Source organism: Streptomyces sp. NPDC060031 (genome assembly GCF_042736805.1).
In the GTDB taxonomy this organism is placed as follows: domain Bacteria; phylum Actinomycetota; class Actinomycetes; order Streptomycetales; family Streptomycetaceae; genus Streptomyces.
Genome location: NZ_JBHWVM010000011.1, coordinates 12,621 through 36,123, shown reverse-complemented (window position 1 = coordinate 36,123; position 23,503 = coordinate 12,621). Strand labels below are relative to the sequence as shown.

Annotated in this window: 21 protein-coding genes and 1 pseudogene; 6 read left to right on the top strand and 16 right to left on the bottom strand. The window is 72.9% G+C overall.

The features are described 5' to 3' along the window. Positions 1–31: 31 nt before the first annotated feature. The 6 genes and pseudogenes from ACFWB8_RS07015 to ACFWB8_RS06990 form a co-directional block, all read right to left on the bottom strand. Complete coding sequence (locus tag ACFWB8_RS07015; protein WP_385223456.1) at positions 32–316, bottom strand: DUF1876 domain-containing protein; 285 nt, start codon at positions 314–316, stop codon at positions 32–34. 17 nt (positions 317–333) lie between these two features. Continuing rightward, the gene (locus ACFWB8_RS07010) at positions 334–720 is read right to left on the bottom strand and encodes a hypothetical protein (RefSeq protein ID WP_385223455.1); all 387 of its coding nucleotides are present in this window, start codon (positions 718–720) and stop codon (positions 334–336) included. Positions 721–998: 278 nt separating this feature from the next. Next, positions 999–1,436: a universal stress protein gene (locus ACFWB8_RS07005; RefSeq protein ID WP_385223454.1), complete on the bottom strand. Its 438-nt coding sequence runs from the start codon at positions 1,434–1,436 to the stop codon at positions 999–1,001. An 85-nt stretch (positions 1,437–1,521) separates the two neighbouring features. After that, positions 1,522–1,941: pseudogene (locus ACFWB8_RS07000) on the bottom strand (hypothetical protein); the annotation flags it as partial. Between the two features lie 241 nt (positions 1,942–2,182). Then, the gene (locus ACFWB8_RS06995; RefSeq protein ID WP_385223453.1) at positions 2,183–2,869 is read right to left on the bottom strand and encodes a helix-turn-helix domain-containing protein; all 687 of its coding nucleotides are present in this window, start codon (positions 2,867–2,869) and stop codon (positions 2,183–2,185) included. Between the two features lie 5 nt (positions 2,870–2,874). Beyond that, positions 2,875–3,951, bottom strand: coding sequence for a zinc-dependent alcohol dehydrogenase family protein (locus tag ACFWB8_RS06990; RefSeq protein ID WP_385223452.1), 1,077 nt, complete (start codon positions 3,949–3,951; stop codon positions 2,875–2,877). Between the two features lie 177 nt (positions 3,952–4,128). Here ACFWB8_RS06990 and ACFWB8_RS06985 point away from each other — a divergent pair, with 177 nt between their 5' ends. Continuing rightward, positions 4,129–4,665 (top strand): MBL fold metallo-hydrolase, encoded by a 537-nt coding sequence (locus tag ACFWB8_RS06985; RefSeq protein WP_385223451.1) that lies wholly within the window; start codon positions 4,129–4,131, stop codon positions 4,663–4,665. A gap of 114 nt (positions 4,666–4,779) precedes the next feature. On the opposite strand, the gene ACFWB8_RS06980 is transcribed toward ACFWB8_RS06985, so the two are convergent. The 3 genes from ACFWB8_RS06980 to ACFWB8_RS06970 all read right to left on the bottom strand — a co-directional run bounded on the left by ACFWB8_RS06980 (position 4,780) and on the right by ACFWB8_RS06970 (position 7,808). Continuing rightward, complete coding sequence (locus ACFWB8_RS06980; RefSeq protein ID WP_385223450.1) at positions 4,780–5,970, bottom strand: acyl-CoA dehydrogenase family protein; 1,191 nt, start codon at positions 5,968–5,970, stop codon at positions 4,780–4,782. Between the two features lie 102 nt (positions 5,971–6,072). Next, a complete protein-coding gene (locus ACFWB8_RS06975) occupies positions 6,073–6,909 on the bottom strand; it encodes a ketose-bisphosphate aldolase (RefSeq protein WP_385223449.1) in 837 nt (278 codons plus the stop codon). After that, on the bottom strand, positions 6,906–7,808 hold the full coding sequence (locus ACFWB8_RS06970; protein ID WP_385223448.1) for an SIS domain-containing protein: 903 nt from the start codon (positions 7,806–7,808) through the stop codon (positions 6,906–6,908). The genes ACFWB8_RS06975 and ACFWB8_RS06970 overlap by 4 nt, the downstream gene beginning before the upstream one ends. A gap of 180 nt (positions 7,809–7,988) precedes the next feature. Between ACFWB8_RS06970 and ACFWB8_RS06965 the strand changes: the two genes are divergently transcribed. Beyond that, positions 7,989–8,768 carry a DeoR/GlpR family DNA-binding transcription regulator gene (locus ACFWB8_RS06965; protein ID WP_385223447.1) on the top strand — a complete coding sequence of 260 codons (780 nt, stop codon included), beginning with the start codon at positions 7,989–7,991 and terminating at the stop codon, positions 8,766–8,768. Positions 8,769–8,796: 28 nt separating this feature from the next. On the opposite strand, the gene ACFWB8_RS06960 is transcribed toward ACFWB8_RS06965, so the two are convergent. From ACFWB8_RS06960 to tdh, 3 genes are all read right to left on the bottom strand, one after another. After that, a complete protein-coding gene (locus ACFWB8_RS06960; RefSeq protein WP_385223446.1) occupies positions 8,797–9,711 on the bottom strand; it encodes a LysR substrate-binding domain-containing protein in 915 nt (304 codons plus the stop codon). Positions 9,712–9,738: 27 nt separating this feature from the next. Continuing rightward, on the bottom strand, positions 9,739–10,932 hold the full coding sequence (locus tag ACFWB8_RS06955; protein WP_385223445.1) for a glycine C-acetyltransferase: 1,194 nt from the start codon (positions 10,930–10,932) through the stop codon (positions 9,739–9,741). 130 nt (positions 10,933–11,062) lie between these two features. Then, positions 11,063–12,091: an L-threonine 3-dehydrogenase gene (gene tdh / locus ACFWB8_RS06950; RefSeq protein WP_385223444.1), complete on the bottom strand. Its 1,029-nt coding sequence runs from the start codon at positions 12,089–12,091 to the stop codon at positions 11,063–11,065. A 208-nt stretch (positions 12,092–12,299) separates the two neighbouring features. Between tdh and ACFWB8_RS06945 the strand changes: the two genes are divergently transcribed. Further along, positions 12,300–13,208 carry an alpha/beta hydrolase fold domain-containing protein gene (locus tag ACFWB8_RS06945; protein WP_385223443.1) on the top strand — a complete coding sequence of 303 codons (909 nt, stop codon included), beginning with the start codon at positions 12,300–12,302 and terminating at the stop codon, positions 13,206–13,208. A gap of 12 nt (positions 13,209–13,220) precedes the next feature. Here the strand turns inward: ACFWB8_RS06945 and ACFWB8_RS06940 are convergent, their stop codons facing one another. Both ACFWB8_RS06940 and ACFWB8_RS06935 read right to left on the bottom strand, forming a co-directional pair. Next, the gene (locus ACFWB8_RS06940; protein ID WP_385223442.1) at positions 13,221–13,943 is read right to left on the bottom strand and encodes a class I SAM-dependent methyltransferase; all 723 of its coding nucleotides are present in this window, start codon (positions 13,941–13,943) and stop codon (positions 13,221–13,223) included. Positions 13,944–14,111: 168 nt separating this feature from the next. Then, on the bottom strand, positions 14,112–15,356 hold the full coding sequence (locus ACFWB8_RS06935; protein WP_385223441.1) for a glycosyltransferase: 1,245 nt from the start codon (positions 15,354–15,356) through the stop codon (positions 14,112–14,114). 134 nt (positions 15,357–15,490) lie between these two features. Here ACFWB8_RS06935 and ACFWB8_RS06930 point away from each other — a divergent pair, with 134 nt between their 5' ends. Together ACFWB8_RS06930 and ACFWB8_RS06925 are read left to right on the top strand one after the other, a co-directional pair. Then, positions 15,491–17,611: a SpoIIE family protein phosphatase gene (locus ACFWB8_RS06930; protein ID WP_385223550.1), complete on the top strand. Its 2,121-nt coding sequence runs from the start codon at positions 15,491–15,493 to the stop codon at positions 17,609–17,611. Positions 17,612–18,169: 558 nt separating this feature from the next. Then, positions 18,170–19,636 (top strand): APC family permease, encoded by a 1,467-nt coding sequence (locus tag ACFWB8_RS06925; protein WP_385223440.1) that lies wholly within the window; start codon positions 18,170–18,172, stop codon positions 19,634–19,636. Between the two features lie 56 nt (positions 19,637–19,692). On the opposite strand, the gene ACFWB8_RS06920 is transcribed toward ACFWB8_RS06925, so the two are convergent. Continuing rightward, positions 19,693–20,721, bottom strand: coding sequence for an NAD(P)-dependent alcohol dehydrogenase (locus ACFWB8_RS06920; RefSeq protein ID WP_385223439.1), 1,029 nt, complete (start codon positions 20,719–20,721; stop codon positions 19,693–19,695). Positions 20,722–20,853: 132 nt separating this feature from the next. On the opposite strand from ACFWB8_RS06920, the gene ACFWB8_RS06915 reads away from it, so the two are divergent. Continuing rightward, the gene (locus ACFWB8_RS06915; protein WP_385223438.1) at positions 20,854–21,690 is read left to right on the top strand and encodes a helix-turn-helix domain-containing protein; all 837 of its coding nucleotides are present in this window, start codon (positions 20,854–20,856) and stop codon (positions 21,688–21,690) included. Between the two features lie 10 nt (positions 21,691–21,700). On the opposite strand, the gene ACFWB8_RS06910 is transcribed toward ACFWB8_RS06915, so the two are convergent. Beyond that, positions 21,701–23,488: a glycoside hydrolase family 15 protein gene (locus ACFWB8_RS06910; protein WP_385223437.1), complete on the bottom strand. Its 1,788-nt coding sequence runs from the start codon at positions 23,486–23,488 to the stop codon at positions 21,701–21,703. Between the last annotated feature and the right edge of the window lie 15 nt (positions 23,489–23,503).

The following is a 23,503-nucleotide window of genomic DNA, read 5'->3' as shown; positions in this document are numbered from 1 at the left end:
AGTCTGAGCCTGCTGCTGGAGACCTGCCCGCTTACCCAAGGTCGTAGGCCATGAGGGGGGCGTGCTGCGGTGCGGTCCCTGCTGCTGCCATGTCGGTGTAGGCGGTGCGCTTGAGCTGCATCGCCAGGTCCTCGAGCGCCCGGGCGGCCGCGAGTTCGTCGCCGATCTCGGGCACGTCCTTGTCCGTGGGGTTGCAGCGCGCGGTGCCGTGGCCCGTGAGGCGGGTGGTTCCGGTGTCGAGTTCGACGCGGACCTTGGTCGCGTGTTCTTCCTCGAAGAGGTAGAGGTGGGTCTTCCATTCGGTCGTGTGCGACATGGTGTTCCTCCGGTGGGTCAGGAGTGGTGGTGGCGGCGTCGGGCCCGGCGTCGGACCTCGTCGCTTGCCCAGACCAGCGATGGGAAGGCCGAGATGAGGAGGACGACGTCCAGCGGGAGGGCGGCCGTGCCGGAGAGGTTCTGGAGCGGCGGCGCGTACACGAGCGCTGCGGTGAAGACGAGTTCGAAGCTCGCTTGGTGCTCATGGCGGGTGCTCCTTGATTCCGTGGTGCGGGGCTGATGTCGGTCCTCGCCGTAGTGCCGCTCCTCGGCGGCGGCCCCGTGCTGCTTGACGGCGGCGAAGCTGTCAGGGGCGACGGAGACCGAGTCGATCCCGGCACGGACGAGGAAGGCGGCGTACGCCGGGTCGTCGCCGGGCCCGCACAGGCCTACGGGGCGTCCCAAGGACCTGGACCGGGGATCTCGGCCATCACGTCGAGGACCTTGTCGGCCTCTTCCAGGGTGCGACAGAACAGGATCATGACCGATGACGTTGGTCAGGCCATCTCGCCGCGCACCCGGCGAAGGGCTTGGCATTCGAGGGCGAAGCCCTCCCGGTAGCCCTCGCTGTAAGGCCGCCACCCGTGGTCACGGCCGACGCTGTGCGCGCCGGCCTCAGGAGGCCCCGTCGACGCCTGAAGCCGCGGCCCACTGCCCATACGCCAAGCGCGCCCGAGGCGAGATCACGCCGCCCGGACGATGGTGATCGGGCACGGCGCATGGAGCGCCGCCTGCTGGCTCACCGAACCGAGCAGGGCTCGGCTGAAGCCGCCGCGACCGCGGCTGCCCACGACCAGCATGTCCGCACCCTCTGCCGCATCCACCAGGACATCGACCGGATTGCCGCGCACCAGGCGCTGGTGCACGGAGGAGGCACCGTCCTCACCGAGGACCGTGCGGACCTCCTCGACCAGACGTCGCTCGGCCTCCTCCTGATCGAACGTGGCGTCGACCGCCGGAGCCGACCACGACGCGGCACCGGGCAGGTCCCACGCCGCGACCGCCTCCACTCGCCCGCTCACCAGCCCTGCGTACCGGACCGCCCAGCGCAGCGCGGCCTGGGACGAGGGCGATCCGTCGACACCCACCACGATCCGCGGAGCCTCATGCTGCCTGTCCATTCCGTTCACCCTTCCAAACGGCTGATACATCCACAGTGTGCGCTTCGCGAACGCGCCGCCACGCGGGCATCCGGTGGCTGCCGTGTCAGCCCTCATGGAGGCGGAACCAGCGCTCCTGGCCTGCGGAAATACGTTCGCGCCGGTCGCCGGGCAGGACAAGGGGCACCGGGCCCAAGAGCGACGAGCCGTGGCAGGTGCGCCGCAGGTAGTGGTCCACCGTCCTGCGCCAGAGGTCGGCTTCGAGGCGGCGCCCGAGCCGAAGGAACAGTTGTTCGAGTTCCGTGGGGCGGAAGAGGTAGCCGAGCATGAGGGTGTCGGCCTGCTTGGACGCCTGGTAGCGGTTGGGTGTGTCGCCTTCGGCTTCCAGGATGCGGTCCAGGCGCCGGATGTCGTGGTAGCGGGCACGGTAGCCGTCCCAGTCGAGCTCGGCGAGGTCCCCGTAGCCGTGGAACTGGCTGATCACGTCACGATGGAACGGCACGTACAGGCGGTGGGAGACGCGTTCCGGGCGGGAGGTCGATGTGACGGGCACTGAGGAAGGCGCGTACGCCGTCCAGGCGGGCCTTTGCCGTCGACCAGGTCCCGGTATTCGCGGACGGCGTCGAACGGGCGCGGTCGCGCACCGGAGTGCGAAGGTTGCCACTCGGGGAGGCAGCCGTCGAAGGTCTCCTTCCAGGCGGCCGCGTGGCGGTCCGCCGTGGCGAGGAGCGCTCCATCGGTGTCGAAGACGACCGCGCGTAGTTCTTTCATGAGTCGTGCACCACGCGACGGCCGGTGATCCGGGCGGGAGTGAGCTTCATCCAGTGGGTGCGCGGGCCGCCGGCCCAGGGCTGGGAGCGGGCCGTGGTGTTGAGGTGGCGAAGTTCGTGCGGGTCCGTGACGGCTGCCAGTTCACCGACGGCCAGCACGCTCCAACCAGTGGCCGTGACGTCATCGATGTTGTCGATCTCGAAGGCGACCTCGGTACCTGCCGCTCTGGCCGTGACGGCTTCCACGGATGTGCGGAAGGCGATGTCGGTTCCTGCTACGAAGTAGTTCACGGGGAGGACGGCCGGGCCTTCGGGAGTGAAGATGGCGATGCGGCCCACGCCGTGCGTGTTCAGCAGCCGTCGGCACTCGGTCTCGTCCAGCGGTACGAGCGCACTGTCGCGCCGGGCGGTGGCGCGGCCCGCGACGCGGTGGGCGCTGGCGCCGGTCAGGTCGTCGACGGTGAGGCCGAGGGCGTCGGCCACCCGGACGAGGGTGCCGATGGCAGGACTGGCGGCGTGCTCCTCGAGGTAGGCGATGTACGTGCCGTCGGCGCCGCACTGCCGGCCAAGTTCGTCACGGCTCAGGCCAAGGGCTTCACGGCGGGCCGCCAGACGGCGGCCCAGGTCGGTGCGTCCGGTCATCTCGCCGGACGGCTCCGGGTGGGTGCTCGGCGTGCTCTTCACAGCAGTCACTGCTCCTGGGTCGGTACGGCGACCGTGTCGTGCTGCGGTCCGCCGAGCACGACCTTGAGGGCTCCGGTTTCACCGGCGCGGGAGAAGACGTCGTACGCCTCTTCCATCTGGTCCAACTCGAAGCGGTGGGTGACCATCGCGGTGCCGGGGAGGCGACCGGCGGCCATCATGCGCAGCAGCATGGGGGTGGAGTGGGTGTCGACGAGGCCGGTGGTAATGGTGACGTCCTTGATCCAGAGGTCTTCGAGGTGGAGGACTGCGGGCTTGCCGTGGACGCCGATGTTGGCGACCCGGCCACCCGGGCGGACCATGCGGGTGCACATCTCGAACGCCTCGGGCACACCGACGGCCTCGATGACCACGTCCGCGCCAAGCCCGTCGGTGAGGTCCTCCACGAGCCGTTCGGGCTCTTCGTCCGCGCTCACGGTGGCGTCGGCGCCGAGGTCGCGCGCGGCAGCGAGCCGGGACGCGGCGAGATCGACGGCGATGATCCGCCCGGGGCTGTAGAGCTGTGCTGTGGCGATTGCGGCCAGGCCGATGGGTCCGGCACCGACGACGACGACCGTGTCACCTGGGCGCACGTTGCCGTTGAGCACGCCGACCTCGTAGGAGGTCGGGAAGATGTCGGCGAGAAGTACCGCGTCGTGGCTGGCCAAGGCGCTGGGGAGCGGGTAGACGGAGAGGTCGGCGAAGGGGACGCGTACGTATTCGGCCTGCGTGCCGTCGATCGTGTGGCCCAGGACCCAGCCCCCGCCTCCACGGCACTGGCCGTAGTGCCCTTCACGGCAGAAGCGGCAGCGGCCGCACGCGGAGATGCAGGAGATCAGGACGCGGTCACCGGGGCGGACGCTGCGGACGTCGCCGCCCGTCTCGACGACGGTCCCGACGGCCTCGTGTCCGAGGATCCGTCCGGGTGTCACTTCGGGGACGTCGCCCTTGATGATGTGCAGATCGGTGCCGCAGATCGTGACGGCGTCGACCCGGACGATCGCGTCGGCGGCGTCCTTGACGGAGGGGTCCGGGACGTCCTGCCAGGAGGTCTGTCCGGGCCCGTGGAAGACGAGTGCCTTCATGGCGCGGCCTTCTCTCTGTGTGCTGTGCGGGAGGGGGTCACCGTCAGGCTGTGCCTGTGTCCCTTCCTCCCGCTTGGGCCGGTCGGCCCCTACCCGGGACCGGTCGGTACCCAGCGGACAGGGCGTTCCGGTGCGATGGTGGAGACCGGCATCCGTTCCAAAAGGAGGGCAGCTGCCGTGTCCCGGTCAGCCCCGTCTCCTGCTTCCGCCCGCCCGGCCCTGCTGAGGTTCCTCGGCGGAGTGCGGACGGTCACCGGCAGCAAGTTCCTGGTCGAGAGCGACCACGCCCGGATCCTCGTCGACTGCGGACTCTTCCAGGGTGTCGCGGACCTGCGCCGTCGCAACTGGGACAAGCTGCCCTGTGATGCCTCGGACATCCACGCCGTCGTCGTCACCCACGCCCACCTGGACCACTGCGGCTACCTGCCGCGCCTGGTCCGACACGGCTTCCGCGGCCCGGTCCTGACCAGCGCCGCCACCGCACGTCTCGCCGAGATCGTGCTCCGCGACAGCGCCCGCCTCCAGATGGGTCCGACCGCGGAGCCGTGGCGGACGACAGCGCCAAAGCGGTCCAAGCCGAAATCGTCGATGCGATCGCCTCGCGAGACCGAGTCATCGACCCTGCCCCGGCCGTCCATGATCTGGTTGCGGACCTTGATGACTCCGGCGTCGTCGAGGCAGCGGGTTGCGGATTCCCACGGACAGTACGCATGATGACTAGGCTGGCTGCGGCACGATTCCTTTCGTTGACGTCGAGGCCGGTGGTTGACTCGACGGTGTCGCACCAGTCAGCCCGCTCGGCCAACTAACGTTGTGAGTCACACGGTTTCAGCGGCGGACCCGGGGCATGCCGAGGCCGATCCACGAGATGATCTCCCGCTGGATCTCGTTGTTGCCGCCGCCGAAGGTGAAGATGACGGCGCTGCGGTAGCCGCGCTCCAGTTCGCCGTGCAGGACCGCGCCGGCGGAGCCGTCCTTGAGGGCCCCGGCCGCGCCGACCACCTCCATCAGCCAGGCGTACGCGTCCCGGCGCGCCTCGGAGCCGTACACCTTGACCGCGGAGGCGTCCTGGGGGGTGAGGGTGCCGCCCTGGACGGCATTGACCATCTGCCAGTTGAGCAGCTTCATGGCGTCGAGCCGGGCGTGGGTGCGGGCGAGGCGGCCGCGGACCCAGGAGAGGTCGATGACGCGCCGCCCGTCGGCGAGCTTGGTCTCGGCGGCCCACCGCTGGACGTCGTGCAGGGCGCGGATGGCCATGGTGCCGTGGGCCGCGAGGGTGACGCGCTCGTGGTTGAGCTGGTTGGTGATCAGGCGCCAGCCCTTGTTCTCCTGGCCGACCCTGCGGTTCGCGGGGACGCGGATGTTCTCGTAGTAGCTGGCCGTCGTGTCGTGCGAGGCGAGGGTGTTGATGAGGGTGCAGGAGTAGCCGGGGTCGCTGGTCGGCACGAGCAGCATCGTGATGCCCTTGTGCGCGGGTGCGTCCGGGTCGGTGCGGACGGCGAGCCAGACCCAGTCGGCGGTGTCGCCGTTGGTGGTCCAGATCTTCTGTCCGTTGACGACGTAGGTGCCGCTCTCCTCGTCGCCCTCGCGCACCGCCTTGCACTTGAGCGCGGCGAGGTCGGTGCCCGCGTCGGGCTCGCTGTAGCCGATGGCGAAGTCGATCTCCCCGGCGAGGATCTTGGGGAGGAAGTACGCCTTCTGCTCGTCGGTGCCGAACTGCATGATGGTCGGCCCGACGGTGTTGAGCGCCATCAGCGGCAGCGGTACGACGGCCTGCGCGGCCTCGTCGAAGAAGATGAACTGGTCCATGGGCGACATCCCGCGCCCGCCGTACTCCTTCGGCCAGCCGACGCCGAGCCAGCCGTCGGCGCCGAGCCGGCGGATGGTCTCCCGGTAGAACCGCTTCTGCGCGGCCGGGCCCTCGTACCGGGCGTAGACGTCCCGCGGCACCAGCTCGGCGAAGTAGGCACGCAGCTCGGTGCGCAACTGCTGCTGCCCAGGCGTGTATTCGAGGTGCACGGCCCCTCCGGAAGTCTCGCGGTCCAGCCGGTCGCTGTGGTGACGGAGGGCAGACTAGAACCTGTTACAAGAATCCGGAAGGGTCGGCGGCCGAACGGACCGTCAGTTCAGCGCGGTGATCATCGCCGCGGCCGTGGCCGCCATCGCCGCGCGGGCAGCCGTCAGGTACGGCCGCGGATCGGCCAGGGTGAGGTGCTCGCGGATGGCTTCGGTCATGGCCACGTTCAACGCGGTGCCGATGTTGACCTTGCGGATGCCGCCCGCGACGGCCGCCGCGAGCTCCGCGTCCGGCAGGCCCGAGGAGCCGTGCAGCACCAGCGGCGCGTCCACGGTCTTGGCCAGCCGCGCGAGCAGCGCGTGGTCCAGGGCGGCGGTGCGGCTGGTCATCGCGTGGCTGCTGCCGATCGCCACGGCGAGGGCGTCGACCCCGGAGTCGGTGACGAACCGCCGCGCCTCGTCCGGCTCGGTACGGGCGCCGGGCGCGTGCGGGTCGAGCGGCGCGGCCCCGTTCTTCCCGCCCACCTCGCCCAACTCGGCCTCGATCCACAGCCCGTTGGCGTGCGCCCAGTCCGCGGCGGAGCGGGTGGCCTCCAGGTTCTCGGCGTACGGGAGGTGCGCGGCGTCGTACATCACCGAGCCGAAGCCGGCGTCCACGGCCTGCCTCAGCAGTTCGGAGCTCTTGACGTGGTCCAGGTGCAGCCCGACCGGCACCCCGGCGGCCTCGGCGCAGGCGACGGCCGCCCGGGAGATGGGCAGCAGCTGCCCGCTCCTGAACTTCACGGCGTTCTCGCTGAGCTGGAGGATGACGGGCAGCCCGACCGACTCGGCGCCCGCGATCACGGCCTCGGCGTGCTCCAGCGTGATGATGTTGAAGGCGGCGACGGCCCGCCCCTCGGCGGCGGCCTCCAGGACGAGGTCACCCGCACTGACGAGGCTCATCGGACCGCCTCCTCACCGGAGTTGAGGATCACCGAGCGGGTGAGGTTGCGCGGCGCGTCCGGGTCCAGCCCCTGGTGGGCGGCGACGGCGATGGCCAGCCGGTGGACCCGTACCAGCTCGGCCAGGGGGTCGAGGCGGCCCGCCACCCACTGGGCCCCCGTACCGCGCACCTGCTCGGCGAGCCCCTCGGGGGCCTCACCGAGGGACCAGGTCGCCGTCCCGGGGGCGGAGACGCTGATCGGCCCGTGCCGGTACTCCATCGCCGGATAGGACTCGGCCCAGGACAGCGCGGCCTCGCGCATCTTCAGCGCGGCCTCGTTCGCGAGGCCCACGCTCCAGCCCCGCCCGAGGAAGGTGAACTGCCCGCGGGTCTCCAGCCCTTCGGGCAGCGGTTCCGCCAGCGCCGTCCTCGCGTCGGCGACGACGGCCGCACCGTGCAGGCCGAGGTGCGCGCGCAGCAGGGTCAGGGCGGTGGTGGCGAAGCGGGTCTGGACGACGGACTGCTCGTCGGCGAAGTCCAGGACGACGAGCTCGTCCGCGAGGGTCATCACCGGGGTCGCGGGGTCGCCGATGACGGCGGTGGTGGGCACGCCCGCGTCCCGCAGGCCGGCCAGCAGGTCCAGCACCTCGGTGGTCGTGCCCGAGCGGGTCAGGGCAACGACCCGGTCGTAGCGCCGGTGCCGGGGGAACTCGGAGGCGGGGAAGGCGTCGGTCTCTCCCTGGCCGGACTCCTCCCGCAGCACGGCGGCCGCCTGGGCCATGTAGTACGAGGTCCCGCACCCGACGATCGCGGTACGCTCCCCCGGCTGCGGCAGCACCGCCCGCCGGGCCGGGGCCAGTTCGGCGGCCCGTTCCCAGCATTCGGGCTGTGTGCCCAACTCGTACGCGACATGGCTCATGGCGGCTCCCTAGCGCGGTGGGTGCGTCGTGCGTGCGTTCTGCGTGCGTATTCCTGCAAGATAGCGGGCAGTTTCGCGCAACTTCAAGCATCCACGGCGTCATCGTCTGAGTTAATCTCGGTGAGGGACACGCAGAACCGGTCACGCAGTGACCGGCAGAAGACCGAAGGGGGCGGCCCGATGACCCGCAAGGAGCGCTGGCAGACACTGCTGGACCTGCTGGTGGAACGGGGCGAGCTGGAGGTGGAGCCGACCGCCGAGACCCTCGGCGTGTCCGCGGCGACCATCCGCCGCGACCTCGACCAGCTCGCCGAACAGCAACTGCTGGTCCGCACCCGCGGCGGAGCGGTGCTGCACGGCGTCTCGTACGAACTCCCCCTGCGCTACCGCACCTCCCGCCGGGCCGCCGAGAAGCGGCGGATCAGCGAGGCGGTGGCGGCCCTGGTGACCCCGGGCGAGGTGATCGGGCTGACCGGCGGCACCACGACCACGGAGGTGGCCCGCGCCCTGGCCGCCCGGGCGGACCTCAGCACCGGCTCCCCCGCCCTGACGGTGGTGACGAACGCCCTCAACATCGCGGGCGAGCTGGTGATCAGACCGCAGTTCAAGATCGTGCTGACCGGCGGTGTGGCCCGGCCCCAGTCCTACGAGCTGACCGGTCCGCTCGCCCAGGAGGTGCTCGGCCAGCTCACCGTGGACACCTCGGTCATCGGCGTGGACGCCTTCGACCCGGTCGACGGGGCCGCCACCCGCCACGAGGACGAGGCGGCGATGAACCGCCTGCTGTGCGAGCGGGCCCGCAGGGTGGTGATCGCGGCCGACTCCAGCAAGCTCGGCGTACGCGCCTTCGCCCGGATCTGCGCGACCTCGGCGGTGGACGTCCTGGTGACCGACACCGGCCTGTCGGCGGAGGTGGCCGAGGCCTTCGAGCAGGCCGGCGTGGAGGTCCTGCGGGTCTGAGGAACCGGCTCGGCCGCGGCCGGCGGCGTCAGTACGTCGGGAGCCGGTCCGCCTCGCGCGCCAGCGCCGCGAGCACCGGGGCGATCAGCGGATGCGACTCGGCGCCGCGCCGGGTGGCCGCGAAGACCCGCCGGGTCGCCGCCGGGCCGGTCACCGGCCTGGCCAGGGCCTCCTTGAGGTCCATACCGCGCAGCGCCGAGCGGGGCACGAGAGCGACCCCGGCGCCCGCGCCGACGAGCGCCACGACGGCCCGGAAATCATCGGAGGAGTGCACCAACCGGGGCTTGAACCCCGCCAGTTCGCAGGCCAGCAGCATCACGTCGTGGCACGGGTTGCCCGGGTACTGCGCCACCCAGTCCGCGTCCGCGAGGTCCGCCAGCTCGATGGCGGGCAGACCGGCCAGCGGGTGGTTCACGGGCAGCACCGCGTCGAAGGGTTCCGCGTACAGCGGGAGCACCGACAGCCGGCCGTCGTCCGCGCCCGGCGCGCCCCGGTACTCCACCGCCAGCGCGAGGTCCGCCTCCCCGTCCAGCAGCAGCGGCAGGCTCTGGTCGCCCTCCGCGTCCCGTACGCGCAGCCGGATCCCGGGGTGGTCGTGGGCGAGCCGGGCGATCGCGGGTGCCAGCACCTCCGCGATGCCGGTGGCGAAGGCGGCCACCGTGACCTCGCCCGCCGAGCCGCCCGCGTAGGCGGCGAGCTCGGCCTCGGCGCGCTCCAGCTGGGCCAGTACCTCGTGGGTGTGGCCGAGGAGGATCTCCCCGGCCGCGGTGAGCCGGACACCGCGGCCGCTGCGGGTCAACAGCACGTGCCCCGTCTCCTGTTCCAGCGCGGCGAGCTGCTGGGAGACGGCGGACGGGGTCAGGTACAGGGCTGCGGCCGCGGCGGTCACCGTACGGTGATCCGCCACGGCCCGCAGGATGCGCAGCCGGCGGGGGTCGATCACACCCCCATGATGTCAGCCCCGAGCAGCTCAGAGAGCCGCGCGGGCGTCCACGAACGCGGCCACCGCGCGCTCCACGTCCGCCGTGGAGTGGGCCGCGGAGAGCTGTACGCGGATCCGGGCCGCGCCCATCGGCACCACCGGGTAGGAGAAGCCGATCACGTAGACGCCGCGCTCCAGCAGCAGCTCGGCCATCTTGGCCGCCTCCGCCGCGTCGCCGATCATCACGGGGGCGATGGCGTGGTCGCCGGGCAGGATCTCGAAGCCGGCCTCGGTCATCTTCGTACGGAAGAGCGAGGTGTTGGCGGCGAGCTGCTCGCGCAGGTTGCCGGCCGACTCCAGCAGGTCGAGGACCTTCAGCGAGGCGGCCGCGATCACCGGGGCGAGGGAGTTCGAGAAGAGGTACGGGCGCGAGCGCTGGCGCAGCAGCTCCACGATCTCGGTGCGCGCCGCGACGTAGCCGCCGGAGGCGCCGCCCAGGGCCTTGCCGAGGGTGCCGGTGATGATGTCGACGCGGTCCATGACGCCGTGCAGTTCGGGGGTGCCGCGGCCGCCGGGGCCTACGAAGCCGACGGCGTGCGAGTCGTCGACCATGACCATGGCGTCGTAGCGCTCGGCCAGGTCGCAGATCTCGGCGAGCGGGGCGACGTAGCCGTCCATGGAGAACACGCCGTCGGTGACGATCAGCTTGCGGCGGGCGCCGCCCTCGGTGGCCTCCTTGAGCCGGGTCTCCAGCTCCGCCATGTCGCGGTTGGCGTAGCGGAAGCGGCGGGCCTTGGAGAGACGGATGCCGTCGATGATCGAGGCGTGGTTGAGGGCGTCGGAGATCACCGCGTCCTCGGCGCCGAGCAGGGTCTCGAAGACTCCGCCGTTGGCGTCGAAGCAGGAGGAGTAGAGGATCGTGTCCTCCTGGCCGAGGAAGGCCGACAGCCGCGCCTCCAGCTCCTTGTGCACCTCCTGCGTGCCGCAGATGAAGCGGACCGAGGCCATGCCGTAGCCCCAGCGGTCCAGGGCGTCCTTCGCGGCCGCGACGACCTCGGGGTGGTCGGCGAGGCCGAGGTAATTGTTGGCGCAGAAGTTGAGGACCTCGCCGGGGGCGCCGCCCGCGGTGACGGCGACGGCGGCGTTCTGCGGGGTGCCGATGACGCGCTCGGGCTTGTGCAGGCCGGCGGCGCGGATCTCGTCGAGGGTGGTACGGAGGTCCTCGCGGACGGTCTCGAACATGTGCGGTTCTCCTTGTGCGGTGGGCCGTCCGGCGGGGCGGAGGTGGTCGGGAGGGGGCCGGGCCCCGCGGAGGGGGGAGGGTCTGCGGGGCCCGGCCGGAGGGAGATGGTCTGTGGGGTCGGGCGGCGGGTTACGCCGTCCAGTCCAGGATGATCTTGCCGCTGCGGGCGGTCGACGCCTCGTCGAAGGCGGCCTCGAAGTCGCGGTGCGAGTAGCGGCCGGTGATGACCGGGCTGAGGTCGAGCCCGCCCTCCAGGAGCACCGTCATCGCGTACCAGGTCTCGAACATCTCGCGGCCGTAGATGCCCTTGATGGTGATCATCGAGGTGACGACCTTCGCCCAGTCGACGGGGAACTCCTGCGCCGGCAGGCCCAGCATCGCGATCCGGCCGCCGTGCGTCATGTTGTCGATCATGTCGCGCATGGCCTCGGCGCGGCCGGACATCTCCAGGCCGATGTCGAAGCCCTCGCGCAGCCCCAGCTGCGCCTGCGCCTCGGCGATCGAGGACTCGGCGACGTTCACCGCCAGCGTGGCGCCCGCCTTGCGGGCGATCTCCAGCCGCTCGGGGCTGACGTCGGTGATGACGACGTTGCGCGCCCCCGCGTGCCTGGCCACGGCCGCCGCCATGATCCCGATCGGCCCCGCGCCGGTGATCAGCACGTCCTCGTTGACGAGCGGGAAGGACAGCGCGGTGTGCACGGCGTTGCCGAACGGGTCGAAGATCGCCGCGACGTCCAGGTCGACGGCGGTCCGGTGCACCCAGACGTTCTGCGCGGGCAGGACGACGTACTCGGCGAAGGCGCCGTCGCGCCCGACGCCGAGCCCGACCGTGCTGCGGCACAGGTGGCGGCGGCCGGCCAGGCAGTTGCGGCACGTCCCGCACACCAGGTGGCCCTCGCCGCTGACCAGCGCGCCGACCTCGATGCCGCGCACGTCCGCGCCGAGCGCCGCCACCTCGCCGACGAACTCGTGGCCGAGCACGAGCGGGGTCTTGACCGCGCCCTGCGCCCAGCCGTCCCAGGCGCGGATGTGCAGGTCCGTTCCGCAGATGCCGGTGCGCAGCACCTTGATCAGCACATCGCCGGCGCCGTACTCGGGCTCGGGGACGTCCATGAGCCACAGGCCGGGCTCTGCCTTGTGCTTGACGAGTGCCTTCATGGGGGTGGCTCCAGGCATGCGGAAGGGAGCACCGCGGGCGCGACGGCCCCGGTGACGTGCGGACGGTCACCAATCTGCCGACCCGGAGGTGATCAGTCCATCGAGGATTTCTTAAGCGGGTCCACAGGCCAGCTTCACGCCTATGCTCCTCAGGTGACGGACAGGCGCCCGGGGCAGGGGCCTGGGCCGGAACTGGGGAGGTGGGGGCGTGCCGAGTCTGCGCAGCAGAGCGCTGTCGGTCGCGCTGATCGCGGCGGGTCGGCGAAGACGGCTCGCGAGCGCCGAAGCGGTGAGGACCCGGGTGGCCGAAGCGGCCCGCCGGCCGGCGTCCCACCTGCCACCGCGCTCGCTGGGCCGGGTCGCGGAGGTCTCGCGGACCTTCGTCGGGGCCTGGCCCGTGTACGACGCCTCGCCGCGCGGCGCCGAGCCGACGGCCCAGGTGCTGTACGTGCACGGCGGCGGCTACATCAACGAGCTGGTCCGGCCGCACTGGTCGATGGTCCGGACCCTGGTGACCGAGGCCGGCGCACGGGTCGTCGTACCGGCGTACATACTGGCCCCGCGCGGGACCGCCGACCGGACGGTCCCCGTCGCGGCCGACCTGCTGAGCGGGCTGATCGCGAGCGGCGGCGCGGGCGGCACGGTGCTCATCGGGGACTCCGCGGGAGCCGGGCTCGCCCTGGCCGCGGCCCAGCGGCTGCGCGACCGCACGGGGGCGCAACCCTCCCGGATCATCCTGATCTCGCCGTGGCTGGACGTGACCATGAGCCATCCCGACCAGGCGGCGATCGAGGCGGCCGACCCGATGCTGGCCCGGCCGGGGCTGCGCGAGGCCGGGCGGCTCTACGCCGGGAACCTGGCCGCCGACGACCCCCGGGTGAGCCCGCTGCACGGGTCCTTCGCCGGCCTGGCCCCGCTGACGGTGTTCGCGGGCAGCCGGGACGTCCTGGTCACCGACAGCCGTGAGCTGCTGCGCCGGGCGCGCGCGGCCGGGGCCGAGGTGGAGTTCCACGAGGAGCCGGGGCTCCCGCACGTGTACCCGCTGCTGCCCGTCCCGGAGGGCCGGGCAGCACGCGAGCGCATCGTGGAGCTGGTCCGCGCCACGGCGGACGCCTGAGGGCCGGTCGCGTCAGGCCACGCAGTTCATCAACGAGCTGACCGGCGCGCTGCGGTAGCGCGCCCAGTACGGCTCGTCGCGGATCTCGCAGGCCGGCGGGGTGCGGGTGGGCTGCCAGGCGACCGTCGCGAAGCCTGCGTCGACGGCGGCCTCCGCGAAGTCGGCGTGGGCCCATTCGCGGCACTCGAACGCCACCGGCGGGTCGGTCTCCAGCCGGGCCCGGAGCAGCGGCGCGTCCCCGCCCGGGGTGCGCTCGACGATGCGGATCCCGTACGGGGACCAGTCCACGTGCGGGAAGGCGCCCGGGTTCGGCACGATCGCCAGCAGCCGCGCGCCGGGGCGGAGGTTGGCGCGGACGGCCCGGAACATCGCGTGCAGGGCGACCCGGTCGTGCGCCTGGTTGAACAGGTACACGGCGGTGGCCAGGTCGAACGGCCCGAGCTGGGGCATCCCGGCCGCGTCGGCCACGTGGTACTCGACGGCCCCGGCCTCCCCCGTCTCCCCCGTCTCGTGCGCCCGCGCCCGCCTGATCCGTTCGGGGCAGCTGTCGACGCCCACGGTCCGGCGGGCGCCGCCGCTGGCCAGCAGCCGTGCGGTGGAGCCGTGTCCGCAGGCCACGTCGAGGGTGTCGAGGCCGCGTACCCCGCCGAGGGCGTCCAGGGCGGTACGGAGCATGAAGGCGTCGGCCACCGAGAAGGCCGCCGGGGGCGCTGACGTGTCGTACTGCTGTCGCATGCTCGAAAGCCTGCCCGTCGGCGGTGCCGGGAGGTGGCCCGGGCGCCCGACCGTCCCCCGGACGAGGGAGGCGTTCGGGTCAGTCCCTACGGCGGACGGGGCGTACGGGGCGTACGGGGCTCAGCGCGACCGGCGCCGGCCGCGCGGGGCGCGCCGGGCCGGCCCGCTTCAGCCCAGTGCGGCGAGATCCGCGAGCAGCGGGGCCGCGCCGTCCTCGCGGGCCAGTTCCGCCGCGACGCGCCGCGCGCGGGTGCGCAGCGCCGGTTCGGTGACGGCCGCCCGGACCGCCGTGGCGAGCCGGTCGACGGTCAGCCGCTGGTAGCGCAGCGCCCCCGGGGCCACGCCGAGCGCCGTCAGCCGCGCGGCCCAGAAGTGCTGGTCGAGCTGGACGGGTACGGGTACGGCCGGCACCCCGGCCCGCAGTCCGGCCGCGGTGGTGCCGGCGCCCGCGTGGTGGATGACGGCGGCGGTGCGCGGGAAGAGCCAGTCGTGCGGGACCTCGCCGACGGTGATGAGGTCGTCCCCCTCGGCACGGAGCCCGCTCCAGCCGGACTGCACGATCCCCCGGACCCCGGCCTTGCGCAGGGCGGCGGCGACGAGTCCGCCGAGCCGTTCGGCGTCCGCCCCGGAGCCGGCGACGAAACTGCCGAAGCCCGCGAAGACGGGCGGCGGACCGGCGGCGAGGAAGTCCAGCAGCCGCGGCTCGGGCCGCCAGCCGGGCGGCCGCTCGGGCCACCAGTACCCGCCGACCCGGTGCCCGGGCGGCCAGTCGGCGGGGCGCGGGACGACGTACGGGCTGAAGCCGTGGTGGACGGTCCGGGCCGGCGAGAGTGCGGGGCCCGTCCGCCTGGCCGGCAGGCCCAGTTCGCGGCGGAGGGCGGCCGCGGACGGGGCGAACATCAGGTCCATGCCGGTCAGCACCGCGCGGGCGGCGAGCCGGTTCCCGTACGGGCCGAAGGACCGGGTCCCGGCGACGGGCGGCGCGAAGGCGCGGGTGGGGGCGAGGGGTTGGAGGTGGGCGCCGATGCAGGGCATGCCGTACGCCTCGGCGAGCGGGACGCACAGCGGCTCGGCGAGGGGGGAGGCGAGCAGGACGTCGGTTCCCGCGCGCACCGCGTCGGCCATTCCGGCCGCCAGCGGGGGTATGAACCTGCGGAACATCCGCACGGCCCGCACCACCTCGGCGGGGCCGCCCCCAGCCCGGGCCAGGCCCTGGCCGGCCGGGGAGGCGAGCTCGGCGCGCGGGTCCAGCGGCAGCAGGCGGAAACCCAGCCCCTGGGCGGTGACGGCGGCCTCGAAACGGGCGTGGGTGGCGAGGGACACCTCGTGCCCCGCGGCGCCGAGGCGCCGCCCGAGCCCGGTGTACGGGGCGACGTCGCCCCACGAGCCGGCGGTGACGATGAGTACGCGCATGCTCCCAGGGTGTCAGGGCCGGGAGCCGACCGGGTCCAGGGCATTCGGGCAGAGTGGGTGCGGGTCCCCGGCGCGGGGCGCATCCTGAGGGTGTGACGGCGAGAGCGGACAGTGGCGGCCCCGCCGCAGACGCCATGGCCCGGGTGCTCGCGCGGGCCACCGTCGATGCGGTGCAGGCGGTCGGCGGGTACGCCGGTGGGGTCTACCTGCGCTCCGGCACCCCCGGGCTGCTGCGGATGGCGGTGTTGACGGGGCTGCCCGGGCCGCTGTTCCGGCCCTGGTGGCGGATGCACGTCAACCGCCCGTACCCGGTCGCGGAGGCGTACCGCTCCGGGCAGTCCGTGCACCTGCCCGACGCCGAGACGTCCATGCAGCGGTTCCCTCAGCTGATGGCCGGGCTGCCCTTCCCCTTCGCGTCTCTGTACGAGCCGGTGAACGCCGGGCCGGAGCGGTTCGGGGTGCTGCTGGTGCTGTGCGAGGCGACCCCCGGGATCCCGGTCGGCGCCGCGGTCCGGGAGCGGATGCGCGCGGCCGCGCACGACCTGGCCCGCGCGCTGGCCGCCCTCGGCGCGGACGGGGTGCCGGTGTTCTGGGACGGCGACCCGGTGAGCGCGCCGGCGCCCGCTGCGGCCGCGGGTGCCCGCCAGGCGGTGGACCGGCTGGCGCAGGCCGTCGTTTCCGTGGACCGGCAGGGCAGGATCGGCTTCGTCAACAGCGCCGCGCAGCGGCTCCTCGGAAGCGGCCCGGCCGAACTGCGCGGGCAGGTGCTGTGGGAGGCGCTGCCCTGGCTCGGGCATCCGGCGTACGAGGACCACTTCCGGGCCGTGTTCTTGGCGTCGGAGCCGGTGCACTTCCCGGCGCGGCGCGGCGGGCCGGCGTCCGGGGACTGGCTGTCGGTGGGCCTGTATCCCGCGCCGGACGGGGTCACCGTCACCGTGGGCGCGTCCGAACAGCGCGCCTACGCACCCGAGTCGGTGGCCCGACCGGGCGCCGGGTCCGGCTCGCCGGGCCTCGGTTCACCCGCCGACCGGGCCTCGGCCCTCTACCGTCCGGTGGCGCTCGCCATCGCGCTGACCGAGGCCGTGACGGCCCGCCAGGTGTCGGCCGTGGTCACCGACGAACTACTGCCCGCTTTCGGTGGGCGCCAGTTGGCGATCTACCTGCTCAACGAGCGGCATCTGCACCTGGCTTGGGAGACAGGGTTTCCCCAGGGGTTCCTGAGTCGCTTCGACGGGGTGGCGCTCGACGTGCGGCTGCCGGGCGTGGAGACCCTCACCTCGGGCCGGCCGATGTTCTTCGAGTCGATGGAACACCTGGCCGCCGCCTATCCGGGGATTCCGCTGGACGCCGACGTCGGGGCCCGCGCCTTCCTGCCTCTGATCGCCTCCGGCCGGCCGGTGGGCTCGTGCATCCTCGGCTTCGACTCCCCGCGCGGGTTCAGCCCGGAGGAGCGCACGGCGCTGACCGCACTGGCCGGCCTGATCGCGCAGGCCCTGGAGCGGGCTCAGCGCTACGACAACGAGGCGGCGCTGGCCCGCGGCCTGCAGGCGGCGCTGCTTCCGCACCGGTTGCCGGTGCTCGACCACGTGGTGACGGTCGGCCGGTACCTGCCGGGCACAGTGGGCATGGAGGTGGGCGGCGACTGGTACGACGTACTCGACGCGGGCGGCGGGCGCCTCGCCCTGGTCATCGGGGACGTCCAGGGCCACGGGGTGGCGGCCGCGGCCACCATGGGCCAACTGCGCAGCGCCGTACGGGCCTTCGCACTGAGCGGCAACACACCGGAAGAGGTGATGCGGGGTACCAACCGGCTGCTGATCGACCTGGACCCCGGGCAGTTCGCCAGCTGCTGTTACGTACTGCTCGACCCGGTGACGGGCCGCGCCCGCGCCGTGCGGGCGGGGCACCCCCAGCCGCTGCTGCGCCACCCCGACGGCCGGACCGAGGTGCTGGACCTGACCGGCGGGGTGGTGCTCGGCATCGACCTCGAAGCCACGTACCCCGTCACCGAGTTGACGCTGCCGTCCGGGGCGGTGCTCCTCCTGTACACCGACGGGCTGGTGGAGACGCCGGGGGTCGACATCGACGAGGGGGTGGAACGGCTGCGGGCCACGCTGGCCGCAGCCAGCCCGGCCCCGCTGACGGAGACCGCCGACCGGCTGGTCAGCGAGGCGCGGAACACCGCGGACCGGCCGGACGACATCGCCCTGCTGCTCGCCACCCGTACGGACGCCGTGCGCGGGGAGGACGCGTAGCGGCGGGCGTACGCGTCACCGGCGACCAGCGCGTCGGCTACCGCGAGCGCCGGCCGGAGGCCTACGGCAGGTCGCCCTTGAGCAGCAGCGCGTCCAGCGGTTCGGAGAGCCCCTGCGGGGCGAGCGCCGAACGGCTCGGCGGCGGAGCACAGTGCCTGGTCGCGGAAGGCAGCGAGGGCCGCGTCGATCGGGTGCGGCACCGGGTGGCCGTCCGCGTCCTGGCGCTGGCATCCGCCGCACTTACCCGCAGTAACGAGGCGTGTGCGGCGGAACGTCCCGGCCGGGGCTCGTATCGGCAAAGCGGAGGAAAATTCGCGAGCCGCCCGCTGCGGTTCCCGCACCCGCGGATTCCACAGCGTTTACGCGGTCTTAACGCCCCGGACGTGCGCCGAGCGGGTCACGGACGATGGAATCCGCAGGTGAACAGCTATTGACCTGCGGATCCCGTGGGGCTTCCATGACGGCCCGGGAGCCATGGAAAAACTTGCTCACCACCGCCTCGGAGGCGATACCGCTCCCGCGCTCATTCACCGCACCGGCCGATCGGAACCCCGCACGATGACTGACACGATCAGCGCCCCTCAGGCCCTCGCCCCCGCCACAGGGCCCATCCCGCAGAAGCTCAAGCGCTCCATCGGCGTGGTCGGCGGAACACTGCTGACGCTCTCCTGCGTGACGCCCGCCTCGACGCTCTTCGTCGTCGTGCCCGACCTGTTCTCCAGCCTCGGCACGTGGACCGCCCTGACCATCGCCATCGGCTCGCTGCTCTGCATCGGCGTCGCGTTCTGCTACTCGGAGCTCGGCACCCTCATCCCCAGCGCCGGCGGCGAGTACGCGATGGTCTCCACCATGGCCGGCCGCCTCGCCGGGTGGCTGGTCTTCGTGCTCTCCCTGCTGGTCGTGATGATCGTTCCGCCCGTGATCGCCATGGGCACCGCGGACTACCTCTCCCCCCTGGTCGACATACCGGCCCCGGTGGCCGGCGGCGCCGTGATGCTGCTCGCCACCCTCGCCGGTCTCCTCGACCTGCGGGCCAACGCGTGGATCACCGGCATCTTCCTCGTCCTGGAGGTCGTGGCCGCCGCGCTCGTCGCCGTACTCGGCTTCGCCCACAGCGAGCGGGGCGCCGACGCCCTGGTGCACGGCACGGTGGCCGCCGAGGGCGGCGGCACCTCCACCGTCACCGCGATGATGGTCGTCTCCGGGCTCGCCATCGCCCTGTTCATCACCCAGGGGTTCTCGACGGCCGTCTACCTCTCCGAGGAGCTGGAGAAGCCGCGGCGCAACGTCCCGCGGACCGTGCTCGCCACCCTCGCCATCTCCACCGCCGTCATCCTGGTCCCGGTCATCGCCATCACCATGGGCGCCCCGGACCTGGAGGCCCTGACCGCGGGCGACCTCGGCTCCATGGTCACCGCCTGGTCGAACTCCGCCGTCGGCACCTTCGTCAGCCTCTGCGTCGCGCTCGCCATCGTCAACGCGGGCATCGTCATGGTCATCCAGAACTCCCGGGTGCTCTTCGCCTCCGCCCGCGACAAGGCCTGGCCCGCGCCCGTCAACCAGGCGCTGTCCCGGCTGGGCCGCTTCGGCTCCCCGTGGGTGGCCACGCTGCTGGTCGGCGTCCCGGGCGCGGCGATGTGCTTCGTCAACCTCGACACGCTGTACGGGGTCACCGGTGTCTCGGTGACCGGCATGTACCTGCTCGTCGCCGTGGCCACGCTGTTCAGCCGCCGCGGTGCGCACCGCGAGGCGAACGCCTGGCGGATGCCGCTGTGGCCGGCGGTGCCGGTGGTGCTGATCCTCGTGCTGACGTACATCCTGGTCCAGCAGGAGACCCGGTACCTGCTGTGGACGGGCGGCATCACCGCCGTCGCCACGCTCTACTGGGCGCTGTACCTGCGGCCGCGCAAGGACACCCGCTGGCTGGTCAGCATTCCGGAGGACGGCGAGAACGCCGAGAACGCCGAGAACGCGGAGAACGCCGCAGGCGTGGCAGGCGTCGAGCCCGCGCCCGCCGTCGCGTAGCAACCGATCGCGAGGGGCCGGCGCCGGGGGTTCCCGGCGCCGGCCGCTCGGTCGCTTCAGGCCCCGATGCGGATGACGACCTTGCCGAAGGGGCCGTCCTGCGCGTAGCCGCGATAGGCCTCGGGCGCGTCCTCGAAGGGGAGCACGCGGTCGATCAGGGGGCGCAGTCCGTGCGCCGAGACCGCCCGGTTCATCTCCTCGAAGGTGGTCCGGCTGCCGACGAAGACGCGCCGGATCGTCGCGAGGCTCGATGCGTACGCGGCGTTCGAGATCTCGATCCCGGATCCGTCGGGGCCGCCGGTGATCAGCAGCGCGATCTGCGCGTGGAGGGCGCCGGCCCGTACCGACTGCTCGATGGTCAGGGGGCCGCCCGTCTCGACCACCAGGTCCGCGCCGGCGCCCCCGGTCACCTCCCGGACGGCGGCGCCCCACGCGGGGGTGCGTACGTAGTCGATGACGGCGTCGGCCCCCAGTGCTTTCAGCCGGTCCCCCTTGGCCGCGCTGGAGGTCGTCGACACGACCCGGCAGCCCAGCAGTTTCGCGAACTGCACGGCGAACAGCGCCACAGGGCCGGTGCCGAGGGTGAGCACGGTGTGGCCCGGCAGCAGGGGTTCACCGCCGGTCAGCGCGTTCCAGGCGGTGACCGCGGCGCAGGGCAGCGTGGCCGCCTCCTCCCAGGTCAGATGGTCCGGGACCCGTACCGCCCACTGCTCGTCCAGCACGGCGTACTCCGCGAGCATCCCGTCGAGGGTGCAGCCGGGCTGGTCGACGAGCTCCGGGGTGATGCGGCCGTCGAGCCAGCGCGGGAAGTACGCGCACGAGACGCGGTCGCCCACCTGGACGCGGGTCACCGCCCGGCCCACCGCGACCACTTCGCCCGCGCCGTCGCTGAGCGGGACCACTCCGGGCCGGGCGGGCAGCGGGTAGCGCTCGTACAGGATCATCAGGTCGCGCTTGTTGAGGGAGGCGGCCTTGACCCTGACCACGATCGACGTCGGGTCGGCCGGCCGCGGCCGCGGGGCGCCGTCGTCGCGCAGCACGATCCCCTCGGTGCCGCCGAATGCCTCCAGGTGGTACGCACGCATGCGATCCTCCGCCTCCCCGTTTGCGCTTCCAGGACCCTCGTTCGACACCGCCGATGCTCCGGGGCCGGGACACGCGCGGCAATTCCCTGCGGGGAATCGCGGACTCCGCCGGCCGGCGGCTAGAAAGGCCCCATGGCCACCACCACCGCAGCCGCCGCCACGCCGCCCGTCGGGCCCTCCGCCTTCGCCCGCGAGATGCGCCGGCGGCGGTCGCTGCGCCGGATGAGCCAGTTGGAGCTGGCCACGTCGGCCGGGACCACCCAGCGCCACCTCAGCTTCATCGAGAGCGGCCGCTCGACACCCGGCCGGGCCATGGTGGTGCGGCTCGCCGAATCCCTGGGGCTGACCCTGCGGGAGCGCAATTCCCTTCTATTGAGCGCTGGTTACGCGCCCATGTACGCGGAGTCGGCGCGGGACGCCGACTCCATCGAGCCCGCCATGACGGCCCTGCGATCCATCTTGACCGGGCATCTGCCCTACCCGGCGGTGGTGGCCGGGCCGCGCGGCGAACTCGTCCTGGCGAACGCCGCGTTCGACGTGCTCACCGAGGGCGCGGCCGCGCATCTGCTCGCGCCACCGGTGAACGTACTGCGCCTCGCCCTGCATCCGCAGGGCATGGGGCCGCGCGTGGTGAACCTGGCGGCGTGGGGGCGGCACATCACAGAGGGCCTGCGCGGGCGGGCGCTGGCCCACCCGGATCCGGAACTGGACGATCTGATCGTGGAGTTGAGCGGCTACCTGCCGGCGGCCGCACCGGCCGGGGACGGGCACCTCGGCTTCGCCGTACCGCTGCGGCTGCGCACCGCGGACGGTGAGCTCCGGCTGCTGACCACCCTGACCTCCTTCGCGACGGCGGTCGACGTCACGCTGGCCGAGCTGCACCTGGAGGCCTTCCTGCCGGCCGACGCGGCGACCTGCGAGCTGCTGCGGCGCCGCGAGGAGGCCCGGAAGCCGGCCGCCGGGCGGTGATGGCGAACGGTCAGCCGGCGCCGCCCAGGGTGAGGGCGGTGTTCACCAGGCCGACGTGACTGAACGCCTGGGGGAAGTTGCCGAGTTGGCGTCCGGCGATGGGGTCGTACTCCTCGGCGAGCAGTCCCACGTCGTTGCGTACGGCCAGCAGCCGCTCGAAGAGGACCCGGGCCTCCTTCTCGCGGCCGGTCATGTGCAGGGCGTCGGCCAGCCAGAACGAGCAGGCGAGGAAGGCCCCTTCGTCGCCGGGCAGACCGTCCACCGACGGGCCCTCGGTGCTGTAGCGGCGCACCAGGCCGCCGCCGCCGAGCTCCGCGCGGACCGCGTCGACCGTGCCGATCACCCGGGGGTCCTCGGGCGGCAGGAAGCCGACCCGCGGGATCAGCAGGGTCGCCGCGTCCAGCTCGCGGGAGCCGTAGTACTGGGTGAAGGTGTTCCGCTCGGGGTCGTAACCCTTCTCGCACACGTCACGGTGCACCTCGTCCCTTATGGCCCGCCAGCGCTCCACGTCGCCGGCCATCGAGGGGTCGCGCTCCAGGCTCCGCACGGCCCGGTCGGCCGCGACCCAGGCCATCACCTTGGAGTGGGTGAAGTGGCGGCGCGGGCCGCGCACTTCCCACAGCCCCTCGTCGGGCCGGCGCCAGTTGCGCTCCAGGAAGTCGAGCAGCGCGAGCTGGATCTGCCAGGCGTGCTTCTCGGAGGGCAGGCCGGAGGTCCGGGCCAGGTACAGCGAGTCGATGACCTCCCCGTACACGTCGAGCTGGAGCTGGTCCACGGCCGCGTTGCCGATGCGGACCGGGGCGGAGGAGGCGTAGCCGCGCAGCCAGGGCAGGTCGGTCTCGGGGATCCGCCGCTCGCCCGCGATGCCGTACATGATCTGCAGGTCGGCGGGGTCGCCCGCGACGGCGCGCAGCAGCCAGGCCCGCCAGGCGCGGGCCTCGTCGAGGTAGCCGGTGGCGAGGAGCGAGCCGAGGGTCAGGGTGGAGTCGCGCAGCCAGCAGTAGCGGTAGTCCCAGTTGCGGACGCCGCCGAGCTCCTCGGGGAGGGAGGTGGTGGAGGCGGCGACGATGCCGCCGGTGGGTTCGTAGGTGAGGGCCTTGAGGGTGATCAGGGAGCGGGTCACCGCCTCCTTGTAGGGGCCCTCGTAGCGGCACTGGTCGGCCCATTCCCGCCAGCCGTCGAGGCTCTGCCCCAAGGCTTCGTACGGATCCACGGGCTCGGGGCGGGGATCGTACGAGGGGTGCCAGGTCAGGACGAAGGCGACGCGCTCACCGGCGGCGACGGTGAACTCGGAGCGGGTGCTGTTGTCCTCGCCCCAGGTCCGCACGGGCGGTTCGCTGCGGAACCACGCGGAGTCGGGTCCGGCGACGGCGACGCGGTCGCCGTCGCAGCGGCGGACCCAGGGGACGACGTTCCCGTAGTCGAAGCGCAGGCGCAGGACGCTGCGTACGGTGGCCTCGCCCGAGATCCCCTCGACGATCCGCATCACGTCCGGCGCGGTGTGGCGTTGGGGCATGAAGTCGATGACCTTGAAGGCTGCTCCGTCGCGGGTCTCCCAGTACGACTCCAGGACGAGCGAGCCGTCGACGTAGGCGCGTCGGGTGCAGCGCTCGCCGTCCGCCGCGTCGGCCGGGGCGATGCGCCAGTGGCCGTTCTCCTCGTCACCGAGGAGCGCGGCGAAGCAGGCCGCCGAGTCGAAGCGCGGCAGGCACAGCCAGTCGATGGACCCGTCGCGGCCGACGAGCCCGCTCGTCATCAGGTCGCCGATGAGTGCGTAGTCTTCGATGGGTTGTGTCATTTGTGCGCTGTTCCC

Excerpts from the sequence above, each read along its gene's own strand:
- ACFWB8_RS06920 (WP_385223439.1), bottom strand. The coding sequence starts at position 20,721 with ATGCGTGCGTACCACCTGGAGGCATTCGGCGGCACCGAGGGGATCGTG.
- ACFWB8_RS06965 (WP_385223447.1), top strand. The coding sequence starts at position 7,989 with ATGACCCGCAAGGAGCGCTGGCAGACACTGCTGGACCTGCTGGTGGAA.
- ACFWB8_RS06925 (WP_385223440.1), top strand. The coding sequence starts at position 18,170 with ATGACTGACACGATCAGCGCCCCTCAGGCCCTCGCCCCCGCCACAGGG.
- ACFWB8_RS06910 (WP_385223437.1), bottom strand. The coding sequence starts at position 23,488 with ATGACACAACCCATCGAAGACTACGCACTCATCGGCGACCTGATGACG.
- ACFWB8_RS06955 (WP_385223445.1), bottom strand. The coding sequence starts at position 10,932 with ATGTTCGAGACCGTCCGCGAGGACCTCCGTACCACCCTCGACGAGATC.
- ACFWB8_RS06990 (WP_385223452.1), bottom strand. The coding sequence starts at position 3,951 with ATGAAGGCACTCGTCTTCCACGGGCCCGGACAGACCTCCTGGCAGGAC.
- ACFWB8_RS06930 (WP_385223550.1), top strand. The coding sequence starts at position 15,491 with ATGGCCCGGGTGCTCGCGCGGGCCACCGTCGATGCGGTGCAGGCGGTC.
- ACFWB8_RS06970 (WP_385223448.1), bottom strand. The coding sequence starts at position 7,808 with ATGAGCCATGTCGCGTACGAGTTGGGCACACAGCCCGAATGCTGGGAA.
- ACFWB8_RS07015 (WP_385223456.1), bottom strand. The coding sequence starts at position 316 with ATGTCGCACACGACCGAATGGAAGACCCACCTCTACCTCTTCGAGGAA.
- ACFWB8_RS06915 (WP_385223438.1), top strand. The coding sequence starts at position 20,854 with ATGGCCACCACCACCGCAGCCGCCGCCACGCCGCCCGTCGGGCCCTCC.
- ACFWB8_RS07005 (WP_385223454.1), bottom strand. The coding sequence starts at position 1,436 with ATGGACAGGCAGCATGAGGCTCCGCGGATCGTGGTGGGTGTCGACGGA.
- ACFWB8_RS06935 (WP_385223441.1), bottom strand. The coding sequence starts at position 15,356 with ATGCGCGTACTCATCGTCACCGCCGGCTCGTGGGGCGACGTCGCCCCG.
- tdh (WP_385223444.1), bottom strand. The coding sequence starts at position 12,091 with ATGAAGGCACTCGTCAAGCACAAGGCAGAGCCCGGCCTGTGGCTCATG.
- ACFWB8_RS06975 (WP_385223449.1), bottom strand. The coding sequence starts at position 6,909 with ATGAGCCTCGTCAGTGCGGGTGACCTCGTCCTGGAGGCCGCCGCCGAG.
- ACFWB8_RS06940 (WP_385223442.1), bottom strand. The coding sequence starts at position 13,943 with ATGCGACAGCAGTACGACACGTCAGCGCCCCCGGCGGCCTTCTCGGTG.